The organism is Paenibacillus dakarensis (genome assembly GCF_001373415.1).
GTDB lineage: Bacteria > Bacillota > Bacilli > Paenibacillales > Paenibacillaceae > Paenibacillus_AQ > Paenibacillus_AQ dakarensis.
This window is the reverse complement of record NZ_CDSE01000097.1, coordinates 86,272-101,777: the sequence shown is the minus strand read 5'-3', so window position 1 is coordinate 101,777 and position 15,506 is coordinate 86,272. Positions and strand designations below refer to the sequence as shown.

General features: G+C 43.7%; 17 protein-coding genes and 1 riboswitch. Of the genes, 14 read left to right on the top strand and 3 right to left on the bottom strand.

What is annotated here, in order from left to right:
* Positions 1-301: 301 nt before the first annotated feature.
* A riboswitch (cyclic di-AMP (ydaO/yuaA leader) is annotated at positions 302-441 on the top strand.
* Between the two features lie 3 nt (positions 442-444).
* Positions 445-1,314, top strand: a complete 870-nt coding sequence (locus BN1234_RS22070; protein ID WP_170308097.1) for a C40 family peptidase — start codon at positions 445-447, stop codon at positions 1,312-1,314.
* A gap of 106 nt (positions 1,315-1,420) precedes the next feature.
* Here BN1234_RS22070 and BN1234_RS20880 read toward each other — a convergent pair whose 3' ends face one another.
* A complete protein-coding gene (locus BN1234_RS20880; RefSeq protein ID WP_054958563.1) occupies positions 1,421-1,693 on the bottom strand; it encodes a GNAT family N-acetyltransferase in 273 nt (90 codons plus the stop codon).
* Between the two features lie 134 nt (positions 1,694-1,827).
* Here BN1234_RS20880 and BN1234_RS20875 point away from each other — a divergent pair, with 134 nt between their 5' ends.
* From BN1234_RS20875 to BN1234_RS20845, 7 genes are all read left to right on the top strand, one after another.
* The gene (locus BN1234_RS20875; protein ID WP_054958562.1) at positions 1,828-2,157 is read left to right on the top strand and encodes a hypothetical protein; all 330 of its coding nucleotides are present in this window, start codon (positions 1,828-1,830) and stop codon (positions 2,155-2,157) included.
* A 194-nt stretch (positions 2,158-2,351) separates the two neighbouring features.
* Complete coding sequence (locus tag BN1234_RS20870; RefSeq protein ID WP_054958561.1) at positions 2,352-2,927, top strand: O-methyltransferase; 576 nt, start codon at positions 2,352-2,354, stop codon at positions 2,925-2,927.
* A gap of 39 nt (positions 2,928-2,966) precedes the next feature.
* Positions 2,967-3,257: an antibiotic biosynthesis monooxygenase family protein gene (locus tag BN1234_RS20865; RefSeq protein WP_054958560.1), complete on the top strand. Its 291-nt coding sequence runs from the start codon at positions 2,967-2,969 to the stop codon at positions 3,255-3,257.
* Positions 3,258-3,261: 4 nt separating this feature from the next.
* Entirely contained in the window at positions 3,262-3,801 is a 540-nt protein-coding gene (locus BN1234_RS20860) for a GrpB family protein (protein WP_054958559.1), read from the top strand.
* Between the two features lie 260 nt (positions 3,802-4,061).
* Positions 4,062-4,400, top strand: coding sequence for a zinc ribbon domain-containing protein (locus tag BN1234_RS22640; RefSeq protein WP_245640244.1), 339 nt, complete (start codon positions 4,062-4,064; stop codon positions 4,398-4,400).
* Between the two features lie 24 nt (positions 4,401-4,424).
* Entirely contained in the window at positions 4,425-4,916 is a 492-nt protein-coding gene (locus BN1234_RS20850) for a hypothetical protein (protein ID WP_054958558.1), read from the top strand.
* 123 nt (positions 4,917-5,039) lie between these two features.
* Positions 5,040-5,648: a hypothetical protein gene (locus BN1234_RS20845; protein ID WP_245640243.1), complete on the top strand. Its 609-nt coding sequence runs from the start codon at positions 5,040-5,042 to the stop codon at positions 5,646-5,648.
* Positions 5,649-5,713: 65 nt separating this feature from the next.
* Here the strand turns inward: BN1234_RS20845 and BN1234_RS20840 are convergent, their stop codons facing one another.
* Entirely contained in the window at positions 5,714-6,733 is a 1,020-nt protein-coding gene (locus tag BN1234_RS20840; protein ID WP_054958557.1) for an N-acetylglucosamine kinase, read from the bottom strand.
* Positions 6,733-8,034 carry a 6-phospho-beta-glucosidase gene (locus BN1234_RS20835; RefSeq protein ID WP_054958556.1) on the bottom strand — a complete coding sequence of 434 codons (1,302 nt, stop codon included), beginning with the start codon at positions 8,032-8,034 and terminating at the stop codon, positions 6,733-6,735. The genes BN1234_RS20840 and BN1234_RS20835 overlap by 1 nt, the downstream gene beginning before the upstream one ends.
* Positions 8,035-8,329: 295 nt before the next feature.
* On the opposite strand from BN1234_RS20835, the gene BN1234_RS20830 reads away from it, so the two are divergent.
* The 6 genes from BN1234_RS20830 (at position 8,330) to BN1234_RS20805 (ending at position 15,461) form a co-directional block, all read left to right on the top strand.
* Complete coding sequence (locus BN1234_RS20830) at positions 8,330-9,193, top strand: MurR/RpiR family transcriptional regulator (protein ID WP_054958555.1); 864 nt, start codon at positions 8,330-8,332, stop codon at positions 9,191-9,193.
* A 336-nt stretch (positions 9,194-9,529) separates the two neighbouring features.
* Complete coding sequence (locus BN1234_RS20825) at positions 9,530-10,990, top strand: ABC transporter substrate-binding protein (RefSeq protein ID WP_054958554.1); 1,461 nt, start codon at positions 9,530-9,532, stop codon at positions 10,988-10,990.
* A gap of 194 nt (positions 10,991-11,184) precedes the next feature.
* Complete coding sequence (gene murQ / locus BN1234_RS20820; RefSeq protein WP_054958553.1) at positions 11,185-12,093, top strand: N-acetylmuramic acid 6-phosphate etherase; 909 nt, start codon at positions 11,185-11,187, stop codon at positions 12,091-12,093.
* A gap of 43 nt (positions 12,094-12,136) precedes the next feature.
* A complete protein-coding gene (locus BN1234_RS20815; protein WP_054958552.1) occupies positions 12,137-13,588 on the top strand; it encodes an ABC transporter substrate-binding protein in 1,452 nt (483 codons plus the stop codon).
* A gap of 91 nt (positions 13,589-13,679) precedes the next feature.
* Positions 13,680-14,582, top strand: a complete 903-nt coding sequence (locus BN1234_RS20810; protein ID WP_054958551.1) for a carbohydrate ABC transporter permease — start codon at positions 13,680-13,682, stop codon at positions 14,580-14,582.
* An 18-nt stretch (positions 14,583-14,600) separates the two neighbouring features.
* The gene (locus tag BN1234_RS20805) at positions 14,601-15,461 is read left to right on the top strand and encodes a carbohydrate ABC transporter permease (protein WP_054958550.1); all 861 of its coding nucleotides are present in this window, start codon (positions 14,601-14,603) and stop codon (positions 15,459-15,461) included.
* Positions 15,462-15,506 lie beyond the last annotated feature (45 nt).

The window sequence follows — 15,506 nt, the reverse complement described above, 5'->3', positions numbered from 1 at the left end:
TTATGAAATTGGGTTAGTTAAGAACATTCACCGACATCAAAATCTCTCCTTATAAGAGGGTATAGGATAAATATAATGTTTTCGTTGGATAAAAGTCAATAGGTACAGTATGAGCTTATCCAGACAAAAAAATAAAATCCCTCCATTGGATAATAGTGTCAAGAAGTGTCGAAAAGGTATCAATTTTGATTAAAATAGTTACAATCCATTCATATTTTCAAAAAACAGACACAATTTGGACGTAAATTAACGTGTTGGGTATGTTACCTTATTTAAAGTAAGTTGGTAAAAAAACGACTCGGAATAACTAAAGCTGAATCCAAGCGAGCAGAACGTTTGGTACGGGGGATTTCTTTTTGGGGTGAATGTTTATTTTTATAAACTAGGGAAAACCTCTTCCCGAATCCGTCAACTAACCTCGGAAGCTAAATGGGAGGACACATCATGAATAGCATACTTAAGAAAATCCTACTTTCTGGCGCAATTGTAGCGTCAACCTTTACTCTTAGCCCGGACTTTGCAAGTGCAGCAACTTCGAATATTAAGGTTCAAATTAATAGTTCTTTGGTTTCTTTTCCGGATCAGCAGCCTTTTGTGGATGCTAAAGGCTACACTCAGGTACCGATTCGCATGATTGGTGAAAAACTGGGTGGTACATTTAAATATGAGAAAATCAGTTCTTCGCTCGTGAAGGTAACCCTCAAAAAAGGAAGCACCACGATTGTATTGAAATCCGGTAACAGCATTGCTCTAGTTAACAATAAACAGGTTAAAATGGATACAACCATGCGTGTTGTTGGGGGACGTGCATACGTGCCGCTTCGCTTTGTAACTGAAACTTTCGGATATAAGCTTAAATTTGACTCCAAGAATAATATTGCTATGCTGAGCACAGATGGCAAGACCTACAGCCCTGCTTATACAGCTCCAGCTCAAAGCACTGATAAAGGTAAAGAAGTTGTAAAAGAAGCTAAGAAGCATCTTGGTGTGAAATATACTTGGGGTGGAACCTCACCTTCTACAGGATTTGATTGCTCCGGATATACCAAGTATGTCTATGAGAAAAAAGGAGTAACCCTGTCACGTACCTCAGCTTCAATGCATAGTACAAATGGAACTCCAGTCTCGAAGAGTAATCTGAAACAGGGAGATCTGGTCTTCTTTATTACCAATAATGTATCAACATCACATGTTGGTATTTACATCGGTAACAATGAATTTATTTCTTCAACAAGCAAAGGGGTTACCATCGCGAACTTAGACAGTTCTTACTGGAAACCTAAATATAATGGAGCAAACCGTATTTTTAATTAATACCCATATACAATTAAAGGGTTGTCTCAGGTCATTTATAATGACATGGAGACAGCCCTTTTCTGTCTAACGGACAAGGTTAATGAGTAAGCAATTTCCAATATCCTTAATTTAACAAATCCCGGTCTTCAGGAAACTTGTCAAAATGATAGCCTGCATAAGAGCAGGTTGGGTTGATTTTCAAGTTTTCTTCCCTGGCATATTCAATGACTTTGCGGATCAGTTGTTCCGCTATTCCTTTACCTCGTAATTGAGGGGACACAAATGTATGGTCAATGCTGATTACGTTATCCCCTAACGAGGAAAATGTAATCTCAGCGACAGTCTGTCCCTGATCTTCCATAAAAAATCGTCCGTTTTCTGATCTGATCTCCGGCATGGATGACAACCTCCTTCACTAGTTCTTTGCTTTACTTACCCGGTACTCCGGCTATTTAAACGATTAAAGGGTCATACACCCAATACTGGGCATGTGCATATGATGAAGTAAGGACAATTTAAAGGAGTGACTATATGTCGACATATCCGACTCACCAGGTCGTCTATCAATGTGATTCACATTTTGCCAGCTGCATGCAGCAGCACAAGGAGAAGGTTCATCATGCATTGAAAAATGCTATGCACTGTAGGGTGCGTGTGCACACGGCTGATAATGAAGTCATTGAAGGTACCGTTGTAGGGATGGATGGGAGAAATGTTTATTTAAACCTGGATTCCTCCGACATGCGTGGATTTTATCCTGGATTTCCTCCTCCAAGACCGAGGCCGCCTTTTTTCCCGGGTTACAACCCGATTCTTCCATTAGCTCTGTTCAATTTATTAACGATCAGTCTGTTGTTATAATTTGAATTAGAAGAGGTTATAATTCGGTCATACCTGCGGATAACGCAGGTTTTTTTATTAGACATGAGAAGCGAGTGTTTCATAATCCTGGTTTACCGATGGATATACAGTTTACTTACAGGATCATTTCGGGTTTAATGGGATAATATTGAATAAATATTAAAGATGAATCAATACAAAAAGGGGCTGGAAGAATGGATGAACACAAAAACATCAGAAAACCATTATTATCTGAACAAGTACGCTTGTTGGCTGAAGAAAAGGGTTTTACAATGTCATGTGATGATTTAACAGGCAATATGTTGAGAACGCTTGTATCGGCCAAACCCGGCTCGCGAATCTTGGAATTAGGTACGGGAGCGGGTTATTCAACAACCTGGATTTTGGACGGAATGGATGGGAGCTCATCTCTTATCTCGGTTGAATCAGAGGCTGACTTTGCCAATATTGCGATAGAGATCATCAAGGATAATAGAGTTCAATTTCATGTGGGTGACGGGGGAGCTTATATAGAAGAGCATTCATCGGAAAAGTTTGATATTATATTTGCAGATACATGGCCTGGAAAGTTCTATATGGTGGAAGAAGTGCTGGAGATGGTAGCCGGGAATGGGCTGTATATTATTGATGATTTGAATCCGCAGACGAATTGGCCAGAAGGTCACGGGGATAAAGTCATTGAACTCCTTGAATTTCTGGATCAGAGAGAGGATTTCCACAAGGTTAAGCTGGACTGGTCTACAGGGATCATGATGATGACGAAAAAATAATAATGAATGCGGATTACTTACATAAGGAGATGTATTTACATGATTCTAGAAGTTGCTGTGCTAAATATTAAACCGGGGTTAACCTCAGATTTTGAGGCAGCATTTAAAGAAGCTTCATCTATTATAGCGAGCATGAAAGGCTATATCAGCCATGAAATACAGCATTGTATAGAGGACGATCACAAATATATGATTCTGGTGAAATGGAAGACGCTGGAGGACCATACGGTTGGTTTCAGAGAGTCAGCGGAATATCAGGAATGGAAGAGCCTGCTGCATCATTTTTATGAGCCGTTTCCGACGGTTGAGCATTATAAAGTTGTAGAATAAAGAAATGGAAGAAGTTATCGTAGCGGAATATCATGCGGATTGGGTTAAGCAGTTCAAAGAAGAGAAAGTGAAGATTGCAGAAGCATTGCAGGATCTTGAAGCATCTATTGAACATATCGGGAGCACAGCCGTTCCGGGTCTGGGCGCAAAACCCGTCATTGATATCATGGCGGGGATTAAGAGCCTCAGCGATATGGATCAGAAGCATATGGATCGCCTAATGGCAAAGGGGTATGAGTATGTTCATAAACCGGAGTTCCCGGAGAGACTGTTCTTCCGAAAAGGAAAATGGAGAGCAGGAACGCATCACCTCCATGTTTATGAGCTGGACAGTGTGAATTGGCAGAATCAACTGTTATTTAGGGATTACTTAAGGGATCATGCAGAAATACTTAATAATTATTACGAGTTAAAGAAGGAACTGGGGGCTAAGTATAAGAATGATCGGCCTTCCTATACTGCCGGCAAGGAAGCTTTTATCCAGGAAGTCATTAGCAGGGCGAGAGAGAATCGGAAGCGAGAGCATCATGCAGAGAATGAATAAAGGGTCGTTTACCTGACAGGGCTGTTCCTTAGTAGATCATCTACACGAAGGATGGCTCTGTTTTGTATGTTCATAATGGAGTATTCAGGCATATATTTTTACAATAAACATATCCCATTATATGGGATTGATGCTATGATGAAAGAAAGTCTGTATTACCGGCTAATCATGGGTTGAAGGAAAGGGTGAGGTGTATGGTTACCTGTCCGTGGTGCTCAGAGAATGTCATTATCATTGAAGATGTTTGCCCAGAATGTAAGATGGAAGTATTGCCGGAGCATCTAAACGCCGCAATTGAGGTTAACGAGCATGGGGAGACAGTATCAACATTAAGTGAGCAGGATATATCCGAGCTGAGCATAGAGGAGCAAATTGAGAACCGATTTAAATGTGCTGCATGCGGCGGGCAAGAGTGTGACATTCAAGAGGTAGCAATGAGCGGTCCGGGACTTAGCAAAATTCTGGATATCGATTATAAACATTATTTATATGTCTCTTGTATGACTTGTGGAATTGTAGTTGTGTATAACCCTGATATTCTTAGAGGCCATAAGTCAGGGGTATTGAGTACAGGTCTGGATATATTGTTTGGCAGGTAATGATTTTGAACCGTTGGACAGGAGTTGAATCAGATCGAGCAGATCAAACGGATATTCAATGCTAAGAACCCGTCTGGTGTGAGTCTAATATTTGGTTGTTCACTGTTGATTGCCGCACAAATCTTTTCTTTAAGTGTAACGAAAGCAGATTTAAGTAGATCCTTTGATGTTTTCTTTTTCTGGTATAAAATTGTTCTGATTATTTTTTGCTTACTCATGATCGTACTCTCCATTATACGAATGTGTGAAAAGCCCTTTGCCATGGTGTTGAGTAATGGTTCAATCCATATCAAACGAAGACAATTAAACGCAGGGGAAATCAAAGAGATACGAATGCAGGGTTACTTTTCGCCAGTGATCGGAGTGATTCCAGCGGGTAAAAGGTTCCCGCCAGTGAATCTCACTTTTCGGTTCGCTAAAGAGGAAGAAGATCAGGCGATCAAAGCTTTAAAAGAATGGGCTGAAGCAAGTAATGTTAAATTTGCAGCTTATAAACAGGTCAGACGATGGATTTAGCCATTTTTTACAAATAACACGACCTAAGTCTAGTCTTATTTACTCCTTAAGTCGGTTTTAGACCGGGTGCCAAGACGACTACAATAAGTTATAGTAATCAATGGCATGGAGGAAAGATCCATTATGACAGCCCCAACTTTTATATATGTGTTATTAACAGACACAGGAACCTTGTTTACAAGAATGATTAAAAGTTACACTTCAGCTCCATACAATCACGCTTCGATTGCACTGGATGAAGAATTAACGGAGGTATACAGCTTTGGGCGCAAAACCGCGACCAATCCCTGGTTAGCCGGGTTCGTACGCGAGGATATTAACGAGGGAGTGTATCGCCACTTCCCTTTAACTCGCTGTTCCGTTTTGCGTTTGCGGGTAACAGAAGAGCAGCGTGCTGATCTGAAGCGGATTCTTCAGCAGTATGAGATGAATAGAGAACATTACAGATACAATCTTTTAGGATTGTTCTTTCTGATGATCAAAGTGAACTATGCACCGAAGAACGCTTACTTTTGTTCTCAGTTCGTGGCTGAAATGCTGCGAGGCATGAAGGTAGAGCTGTGGAATCGGCCCTCGGCCTTGGTCACACCGCATGATTTTCTGATTCATCCTGAATTTGAATGTATTTATGAAGGGCTGCTTAATGAATATCCTGTACTTCTGTCCCGTCGCGATAGTGATGACAAGATGTGCAAGCCAGAGGACCTGCTGGGACACGCTGTTGCTTTCTAATACATAGGTATAGAAAAAAAGACGGTTACTGCCGACCAACTCCGGCAGTAACCGTCTTCTTTGATTTAAGCGGGTGAAGGAATGCGATGAATGCTGTCGACCGCTTCAATGATTCGCCTGCGCATTATTAAATCTGCAGGCTGTCCAAGTGCCAGTTCCAGAGCCCATAATACTGCACCTGTAGCTGGCGGCACATGAAGAAGCTTGAAATGACATTCATGATCGGTTAAGGATGCGATATAGGTCTTGTATTGATCCAGCAGCAGCGGGCTCTCTGCCTTGACCCATACCGAGCCTGCAAGAATGACATCGACATCTGACTCAAAGTCCAGATTGTGTATACAGCCAATTGTCGAATAAGATAACTGCCGTGCCGAATGGTTAATGATTTCAAGTGCAGCCTGATCCCCTGAATCTGCAGCAGCGAACATGATTCTCATGAGCTTGGTATTCGGAAGCGAACGATTCAGGACACCATTCATTGCATGCTCGATAAATACGGACTTATCCGGAATTTGGAGAAGCTCCATCACAGGTTCTGTCATGGAAGTCTTCGGTCCCATACGGTAAAAAGAATCATAAATCGCTCTAAGCACCTTGCGAGCAAGGAAATACCCTCCTGCTTCGTCCCCTGACAGCTCACTGCCCACGCCGCCTACTTGAAGCCGTCTGCCGCTAGGAGAAATACCGCCTGTGACGGTACCTGATCCGTTGATGGAGCAGACACCATACCCCAGTTCACTTCCTGCCTTGATCCCGAGAAAGGAGTCATTGTCTAAAGCATATTCCGTGAAGCCGATTCGTTCAACGACCGCATTCAATTGTGCTTTCTGGGCAGGCAAATCAGCTCCTGCAAGCCCAAAGGCTCCAGCTGTAACATGATCCATCGTCAAATGATTTCGGTCTAAAAGCAGCTGAATATTTTCATTCATTATCTTATAAGAACTCGTATATCCATCCGGAAATCGTTCATGACTGCAGGTCCCTGTATGAATATGATCGATAAACTTCCCTTGGAGATCGAATAAGAAGTAGTCCGTTTTGCTATTCCCGCCGTCTACGCCAACAATATAAGATTTATCCATTAAGGCTTCATCTCTTCCGGGAAAAACTGCGGGAGATATGCCTTATGGGCTTCCTTCAGCTCCTGGAAACAGTGATAGGCCGCATCATAGTCACCCACCAGCGGGTTCATCAGCAATGCGCGCATTGCTGCATCCTCACTGCCCGTTACAGCAGCAGCTACCGTCTCACGCTCATAAGCCTTGACCATCCGCATGTAGTCGATGATATGCTCGTTGTCGAAATCAGGAACGGCTATCGGTTTCGCACCATCTTTTCCGATCACAGCGCACATTTCAACAGCATCGGAATCCTTCATGAATTTCAGTGCACCGTTATTGAGCAGGTTGACGACATGAACCTCTTGCTTGTCATTATAGATGGCATCAACCAGGCTGATCGCAACCTCAGAATAGTTAGCGCCTCCACGGGATGAGAGCAGCTCAGGCTTCGTATGAAGCTCGGAATCGGAGTAGATGCCAAGGAGCTCATCTTCAATCTGAATGCATTTCTCCCCGCGTGTCATTTCACTGTCCTTCAGGAGTTTCAGCTTTTTCTCTTTGAAGTAATAGTATTCAAGATAGGAGGAAGGAATAGCGCCCACCATTTGGATGAGTTCTTTACTGAATCCGCTGGAAGGGATGTTCTTCATTGCTTCACTATTCAGTCCCATGTCCAGTGCAGATTTCAAATAATCCTTGCCGTCCTGCTCTATGGATGTAATCCAGCTGAGATGGTTAAGGCCGATATAGGTGAAGTTAGGCTGATCCAGATGGAGCGTCTCACGTATGCTTTTAAACATATTGAAAGGAACATTGCAAAGACCGAGCATTTTAATATTTGTATGATTCAGCATGGCTTCTGTAATGATTCCAGCAGGATTGGAGAAGTTGATGAGCCAGGCATCAGGGCACAGCTCTTTCATTCGTTCTGCAATATGAAGCATGACGGGAATGGTGCGCATGGCTTTGAAGAAGCCTCCGATTCCGCAAGTCTCCTGTCCGATCAGACCATATTTCAGAGGGATGGTTTCATCAAGGACTCTGGCAGGCAGCTTACCCACCCGGATCTGTCCGAGAACAAAATCAGCATCAATAAGTGCCTCATCCAGATCCTGCGTTCTGGTCACACGGCAGGGCATATTCACTGCCTCAATCATCCGTTCACACAATTTTCCGACGATCTCCAATTTACGGGAATCAATGTCCATCAATACCAGTTCCTGAACGGGAAGTGCTGCTTTCCGTTTAATCATGCCTTCAATGAGCTCTGGAGTGTAGGTGCTGCCTGCTCCGATAATCGCTATCTTCAAACCTTTACCCATGCTTATTCCACCCTTCGGTCTTGATGATGATCTTGTTCATAGAATTTGCTTAATTTTGCTGTTAGTATAGCATTGCTTTTGTAAGCGCTGCAATATAAAATAGAATTAAATCTACAAAATGATAATATAATTATGAAATAAAATTTCATTAGGCGATTAAAGCGTTTCTATCTTTTGCAGGGCGTATTCTGCTTGTTTTTTAAGAGTAATGAGCTTATGATGATATTAATTTTTTTGTAAGATTTTAGAGGAAAACGATTATAATTTTATTTTCTAAAGGATGAGTCGGAACCATATGTCAATCAATGATAATATTTTGATCAAGATAAGGGACATGAAGGACAGCTTGACACCGGTTGAGAAAATGCTTGCAGAGTACATATTAGAGAATCTGGAGGAAATACCTCATCTGTCGATTAAGAGTCTGGCCCAGTTAACGAAGACGAGTGATGCATCGGTGCTCCGATTCTGCAAGACTATGGGATATACGGGTTATCGAAGCTTCATCGTAAGCATCTCTGCATCGATCGGGTCAATGGACGAGGAGCAGAAGCATCAGTACACAGATATTCAGCCTGGTGATGACCTGGACACGATCATAGCTAATATTTCCCGCAATAATATCAAATCAATAGAGGACACCCTAAGCGTGATTAATAAGGATGCAGTCGAGCGGGCGGTCAATGTGCTTCGTCAATGCAAACGTATCGTATTTTTTGGTATTGGAGCTTCAGGCTTGGTGGGTATTGATGCGGAACAGAAGTTTACACGTATCAATAAAATATGTCATGCTTATACGGATGGACATAGTCAGCTTACAGCAGCCACACTGCTGGAGAAGAATGACGCAGCCATTTTTATATCCAATTCCGGAGAAACGGTAGATATCCTGAATGCGCTCGATATTGCTAAGAAATCCGGGGCTCATACCATCGCTATTACCAAATATACGAAGAGCGAGTTAGCTGAAAATGTGAACATCGTGCTGAGTATTTCAACACCGGAGCTGACTATTCGAAGCGGGGCCATGGGCTCGCGGATTGCCATGCTTACGGTTATTGATATTTTGTTTGCCGGTGTAGCCAGCGCAGAGTATCGGAATGTAAAGAAATATCTAACCAAGACGCACAATATCGTAGCGAGTAAGCAGCGCAAATAACAGCAGGACATCGGCATACAGCAGACGTTGCCGGTGTCTTTTTTTTGCCAAAGAATAAAAATAAAATGCCATCAATATATTCTATAGTGAAATATTATTTCAAAAACTTATTGACCGTTATAACATTTCTCGATAATATGCAATTAAGAATCAATACACAAAAGGCGGGCCGCTATTATACATCGGGTGCTTTCGAATAGCGGAGAAATGTTTTAAATAGGGGGCCTTATGTAAGCGCTTCCAAACACTTGCCGTTATGTTGCTGTATCCGGATCGAAAGCAGAAGCAGGCTGGCAGGCAGAAACATTTATATTCTTAGGGGAGGTTAAAAATGGTATGAAAAAGAAAATGCGTGTATTGGCACCTGTTCTGGCATTGACCCTTGCGTTATCCGCATGCGGTGGAGGCTCAGGTGGCTCTGGCAGCTCGGGAGGCAAAACGGATACCCCGAATACGGGAGCAGCTGGTGGAGGGACGACTACGAAAACGGAAGCGAAAGATACGATTACAGCCTTGCTTCCTCCTGTATCTGCGAATTTCCAGGACAGCTTCTCTACAATGGAGAAGGAATTTAATGCTCTTTACCCGAATCTGACTCTGAAGATTGAGCCTGCCAGCTGGGAGGACATGACACAAAAGCTAGATACACAAGTGAATGCGGGAAGTCCGCCGGATATAGCCTTTATCGATGCGAGCGGTATTTCAAAATATGTGGATCAGGGCATGCTGATGGACATTACAGAAACGGCTGCAAAGGAAATGATAGAAGACTTTGATACTGGTCCATTAGACTATATGAAGATGGGCGACAAACTGTATGGATTCCCGGCCTATATGGAAATTCACGCGCTGGGCGGCAACAAGCAGTTCATGGAGGAAGCCGGAATTGACTACAAAAAAGTGCAAAAAGAAGGCTGGACATACGAGGAATTCCGTGAAGCCATCAAGAAAGGTGTTGTCAAAGAAGGAGACCAAACAAAACGTTACGGATTCGTGTTTGCTACAGCGGGCGTTACCTCCAAGGATTATTTGAACATTCTGGTTAAGAATGCAGGAATGCCGGCTGCATTTGACAAAGATCTGAAATACGCATATACAAGTAAGAATTTCCTCGGCGTATTGAAAGCTATTCGCGAGATGATCGATGACGGCTCCATGCCGAAGGAGCTCAGCTCCGTTGACGCCGGTAAACGGTGGAATATGTTCCTTACAGGCGAAACGATGATCACAGGCAAGGGCATGGCAACATTCGAAAATTCCGCCAACAAAAACAACGAAAAGATTAAAGCCAATGACGGAAGTGCTGTCCAAGGCAGTATCCCTGTGGATTACATCGTGCTTCCTGTGCCAACCTTCCTGGGCAGTGAGCCAAAGTCCAGTGCAGCTGTCGGAGGATATGTGACATTCCGCGGCAAGAAAGAGTCGACGCCAGAGCATATAGACAATGTTGTAAAAGCAGCGTATTTCCTGTCCAGCGGCAAGGTGGCTGCGACAACGAACAATGACTTATTCGTGGCGCATATCACCAAGAGCGGCCGTGAAGCTGCCAAGGCAATGACGATTAACCGTAACCCTGACAACGTAGCAGCTGTAGAAACGCTTCTATCCCATGCAACGCCAGCACGCCCGGATATTCCTACAGATCTTGGTGCGAAGGCAATCAAGCTGGAGGATGAAGTTATGATTCCGAAGCTTCAGGCCCTGCTGGCCGGTGAAATTACTCCGGAAGCCATGCATGACGCATTGAAAGCAGCAGCTATTCAAACCTTTGGTGAAGACGGCGTTGTAAAAGACTAATTCGAATCATACACGGTTAGCCGCCTGGCAGTGTCCATGCGGCTGCCCTCTTTATTACAATAGGACAAAAATAAAATGTCATTATAATATTCTATTTTGAAATTTTATTTCAAAAAGTTATTGACCTGGATGAAATTTCTCGTTAATATGCAATTAAGACAAGAAACAACAATAACTTGGATAGGGGGATGGCCATGGATGAGTATCTGGCGGGATTGACGACGGAAGGGATCAATGAGAGTACTCAGATGATCGATGAATGTACAACAGAACAAATGCTCCGTCTAATGAATGAACAGGATTCCAAGGTTCCCGGCGCTGTAGCGGCTGAAATACCGCAAATTATGAAAGCGGTTGATATTTTGCATCATGTGCTTAAGAATGGAGGAAGAATGTTCTATATAGGGGCCGGCACTTCCGGAAGACTTGGTGTACTTGACGCTTCGGAATGCCCTCCTACTTTTGGTACGGACCCATTGCTGGTGCAGGGGCATATCGCCGGTGGCGATGTGGCACTGAGGCTGGCAGTTGAAGGTTTCGAAGATAATGCAGAGGAGGGGATCGCACTTATTGAACGCTGCGGCGTCACTGATAAGGATGTGGTCGTTGGCATCACGGCAAGCGGTAGTGCACAATTTGTCATTGCAGGGCTCAAGAAGGCAAAGGAAATTGGTGCCGCAACCATCGGTGTTGTGAACAATAAGAACTCCAGGCTAGCGCCTGCTTGCGATGTATGTATCGCGCCGGTTGTCGGACCAGAGGTCATCATGGGATCGACCCGATTGAAGGCAGGAACAGCCCAGAAGCTGGTTCTGAACATGCTGACGACCTGTACGATGGTGAAGCTCGGGAAGACCTACAACAATCTGATGGTTGACCTGAGGGCAAGCAATATCAAACTGTACGACCGCTCCGTACGTATCATTCAAGCAGCTACGGGGGTAGACGACAAAACAGCTACTGCTTATTTAGAAAGCGCTTCCATGAGCTGCAAGCTTGCCATTATGATGATTAAATCCGGTTTGAATGCAGAAGAGGCAGAAGAAGCGCTGAAAGAGAGCGATGGCAGTCTGAAGAAGGCATTTGCACAGTTGCAGAAATAGGCAGACAGAGACTTTTATATTCCTAAGGGAGGTTCAAAATTATATGAAAAAGAAAATGCGTATATTGGCACCTGTTCTTGCATTGACGCTGGCGTTGTCCGCTTGCGGTGGGGGTTCTGGCGGCAATGGCGGCAAAACGGAAACTCCGAATACCGGAACAGCCGGTGGAGGAACGACTACAAATACAGAAGCAAAAGATACAATCACAGCATTGCTTCCTCCAGTATCTGCGAATTTCCAGGACAGCTTTGCTCAATTGGAGAAGGATTTTAATGCTCTGTATCCGAACCTGACTTTGAAAATCGAGCCTGCCAGCTGGGAGGATATGACACAAAAGCTTGATACACAAGTGAATGCGGGAAGTCCTCCGGACCTTGCATTTATCGGTTCTGGTGGTCTTTCGAAATATGTAGAGCAAGGAATGCTGATGGACATCACAGACACAGTAACGAAGGAAATGACCGATGATTATGATGCAACACCGCTGGAGTATATGAAACTGGGCAACAGCCTTTATGGACTCCCAGCATATATGGAGGTTCATGCACTTGGTGGTAACAAGCAGTTCCTGGAGGAAGCCGGAATTGACTACAAGAAGGTACAAAAAGAAGGCTGGACTTACGAGGAGTTCCGCGAAGCTATCAAAAAGGGTGTAGTAAAAGAAGGCGACCAAACCAAACGTTACGGATTCGTTTTTGCAACATCGGGTGTAACTTCGAAAGACTACCTGAACATTTTGGTTAAGAATGCCGGTATGCCGGATGCCATCGATAAAGACCTGAAATACGCTTATACAAGCAAGAATTTCCTCGGCGTATTGAAAGCCATTCGTGAGATGATCGATGACGGCTCCATGCCGAAAGAGCTCAGCTCTGTTGATGCCGGTAAACGCTGGAACATGTTCCTGACAGGTCAAACCATGATCACAGGTAAAGGACTTGCAACGTTCGAGAACTCTGCCAACAAGAACAATGAGAAGATCAAAGCTAATGATGGAAGCGCTGTCCAAGGCAGTATTCCTGTAGATTACATCGTTCTTCCTGTTCCTACATTCCTCGGTCAAGAGCCAAAATCAAGTGTTGCCGTTGATGGGTATGTTGCTTTCCGCGGTAAAAAGGATCCAACACCAGAGCATAAAGCAAATGTAGTTAAGGCTGCATATTTCCTTTCATCTGGTAAGGTAGCGGCTACAACGAATAATGACCTGTTCGCAGCTCATATCACAAAGAGCGGAAGAGAAGCAGCGAAGGATATGACGATTAACAGAAATCCGGATAATGTCGCAGCAGTTGAAGTGCTTCTGTCCCATGCAACACCTGCCCGTCCTGATATTCCAACAGATCTTGGTGCGAAATCGATCAAGCTGGAAGATGAAGTGATGATTCCAAAGCTCCAAGCACTCATTGCAGGTGAAATTACGCCTGAAGAAATGTATGATGCTTTGAAGTCAGCAGCCATTCAAGCCTTTGGTGAAGACGGCATTGTAAAAGACTAATCAGATTTATACACGGATAGCCGCCTGGCAGTGTCCATGCGGCTTCCCTCATCTTTGCTGTTGAACCAAGCCATGAAAGGAGCTTTGCATAATGACTCAAATTGCTAAACCCATGAAAAAACGTCGTATCAAAGGAGACAGCGGTTATGGATATGCCTTTATTGCTGTCGCCCTTGTTGTCTTCGCGATGTTTACCGCGTACCCCGTTGTTAGCGCGTTTATTATCAGCTTTCAGAAATACAAGCCGCTTGGTTCAGAATACATCGGATTTGCAAATTATGCTGAAACCTTTGGAGACAGCCTGTTCTGGAAATCCATTGTTAACACGTTGGTCTATACCGTGCTCACCGTTCCAGTCGGATTGTTTATATCTTTTGCCGTAGCGATTTTGATTCTTCCATTAAGAAAGAAGCTGCAAAGTGTATTTAAAGCGATTTATTATCTTCCTGCAGTGGCTTCGGGTGTCGCACTCTCTGTTGTATGGCTCTGGATTTTTGATCCGATGCCATCGGGTATCCTCAACCAATTGCTAAACGTATTTGGAATCAGCAACAGCAACTGGCTCGGTTCCAGCTCAACAGCTATGTTCTCCCTGGTGCTTATGTCCTGGCTGTCAAGCCATGGTACGAGTATCATCATCTTTTTGGCAGCGCTGCTTGGTATCGATGAGAGCTATTATGAAGCTGCAGAGCTTGATGGAGCATCTTTCATGAAGAAGCTGTGGTACATCGTCATCCCATGCCTGAAGCCTACAACCTTATTCTTGCTTGTAACTGGCGTGATCGGCTCCTTCCAGGTATTCCAGAACGCTTTCCTGATGACAGGCGGCGGTCCTGACAATGCGACGACAATGGTAGGCTTGCTTATCTTCAATAACGCTTTCAAATATTTCGAGTTCGGTGAAGCCGCAGCCCAATCTCTGGTTCTGGCCTTTATCATCGCTTCGATTTCATTCATTCAATTCAAATTCATGGGTAAAGAAGTGGAATATTAAGGGGAGGAGGGCACCGATATGGCATTATATAACAGTCACACAGGTAAACCTGTTCGGAGACAGACCCGGAACACAGTCATTATGGTCGTGCTGATATTATTTGCTTTAGCAACATTGTTTCCAATTTACTTCATGGTCATTTCATCATTTGGCGATCCTGTAGAGGCGGGGGCGATGAGTTACTCCCTGTTCCCAACCAAAATATCATTTGAATCCTATAAGTTCTTCTTCAACTATAGTGAGCATTCGGTACGCTGGCTGGTCAATTCCTTGATCGTTGCTACCACCGTGATGGTATCTAACGTATTTTTCGCAAGTCTTGCGGGTTATGCGTTCTCGAAGATTCGTTTTAAAGGTAGAGCCGTATTATTTTCGGTATTGCTAGTATCCATGATGATTCCTTATCAAGTAACACAGGTGCCTCTTTATATCCTGATTGTTAATACTTTTCATATTCAGAATACATATACCGCAATGATCGTACCTGGCCTGGTTACGGTATATAACATCTTTTTGGCCAAACAATTTATGAGCAGTATTCCTTCCGAGGTACTGGAGTGTGCCAAGATTGAAGGATGTAATCAATTTCAGATTTATTTCAAAATCGTACTGCCTTTATCTAAGACCGTACTCGCAGTAATGGCTATCCTGACGTTCATGGACAATTGGAATACCTTCTTCTGGCCGTTCCTTGTAACAAACACGATGGATATGCAGACAATCCAGGTCGGACTCAAGAATTTCAGGTTCGCCAACACAACCTATTTCGCGCCAATGATGGCAGGGGCAACCATTTCTGCATTACCGATGTTTATCCTATTCTTCAGCTTGCAGAAATACTTCCTGGAAGGCGTTACGGTTGGTGCAGTAAAAGGCTAAGCGGGTTCCAGACTGAATCATTCTTAGTCACAGCAATGATGAATA

What these genes read in the sequence shown, in the direction of transcription:
- BN1234_RS22070 (WP_170308097.1), top strand. Translation starts at nt 445, where the DNA reads ATGAATAGCATACTTAAGAAAATCCTACTTTCTGGCGCAATTGTAGCG.
- BN1234_RS20880 (WP_054958563.1), bottom strand. Translation starts at nt 1,693, where the DNA reads ATGCCGGAGATCAGATCAGAAAACGGACGATTTTTTATGGAAGATCAG.
- BN1234_RS20875 (WP_054958562.1), top strand. Translation starts at nt 1,828, where the DNA reads ATGTCGACATATCCGACTCACCAGGTCGTCTATCAATGTGATTCACAT.
- BN1234_RS20870 (WP_054958561.1), top strand. Translation starts at nt 2,352, where the DNA reads ATGGATGAACACAAAAACATCAGAAAACCATTATTATCTGAACAAGTA.
- BN1234_RS20865 (WP_054958560.1), top strand. Translation starts at nt 2,967, where the DNA reads ATGATTCTAGAAGTTGCTGTGCTAAATATTAAACCGGGGTTAACCTCA.
- BN1234_RS20860 (WP_054958559.1), top strand. Translation starts at nt 3,262, where the DNA reads ATGGAAGAAGTTATCGTAGCGGAATATCATGCGGATTGGGTTAAGCAG.
- BN1234_RS22640 (WP_245640244.1), top strand. Translation starts at nt 4,062, where the DNA reads ATGGAAGTATTGCCGGAGCATCTAAACGCCGCAATTGAGGTTAACGAG.
- BN1234_RS20845 (WP_245640243.1), top strand. Translation starts at nt 5,040, where the DNA reads ATGACAGCCCCAACTTTTATATATGTGTTATTAACAGACACAGGAACC.
- BN1234_RS20840 (WP_054958557.1), bottom strand. Translation starts at nt 6,733, where the DNA reads ATGGATAAATCTTATATTGTTGGCGTAGACGGCGGGAATAGCAAAACG.
- BN1234_RS20835 (WP_054958556.1), bottom strand. Translation starts at nt 8,034, where the DNA reads ATGGGTAAAGGTTTGAAGATAGCGATTATCGGAGCAGGCAGCACCTAC.
- BN1234_RS20830 (WP_054958555.1), top strand. Translation starts at nt 8,330, where the DNA reads ATGTCAATCAATGATAATATTTTGATCAAGATAAGGGACATGAAGGAC.
- BN1234_RS20825 (WP_054958554.1), top strand. Translation starts at nt 9,530, where the DNA reads ATGAAAAAGAAAATGCGTGTATTGGCACCTGTTCTGGCATTGACCCTT.
- murQ (WP_054958553.1), top strand. Translation starts at nt 11,185, where the DNA reads ATGGATGAGTATCTGGCGGGATTGACGACGGAAGGGATCAATGAGAGT.
- BN1234_RS20815 (WP_054958552.1), top strand. Translation starts at nt 12,137, where the DNA reads ATGAAAAAGAAAATGCGTATATTGGCACCTGTTCTTGCATTGACGCTG.
- BN1234_RS20810 (WP_054958551.1), top strand. Translation starts at nt 13,680, where the DNA reads ATGACTCAAATTGCTAAACCCATGAAAAAACGTCGTATCAAAGGAGAC.
- BN1234_RS20805 (WP_054958550.1), top strand. Translation starts at nt 14,601, where the DNA reads ATGGCATTATATAACAGTCACACAGGTAAACCTGTTCGGAGACAGACC.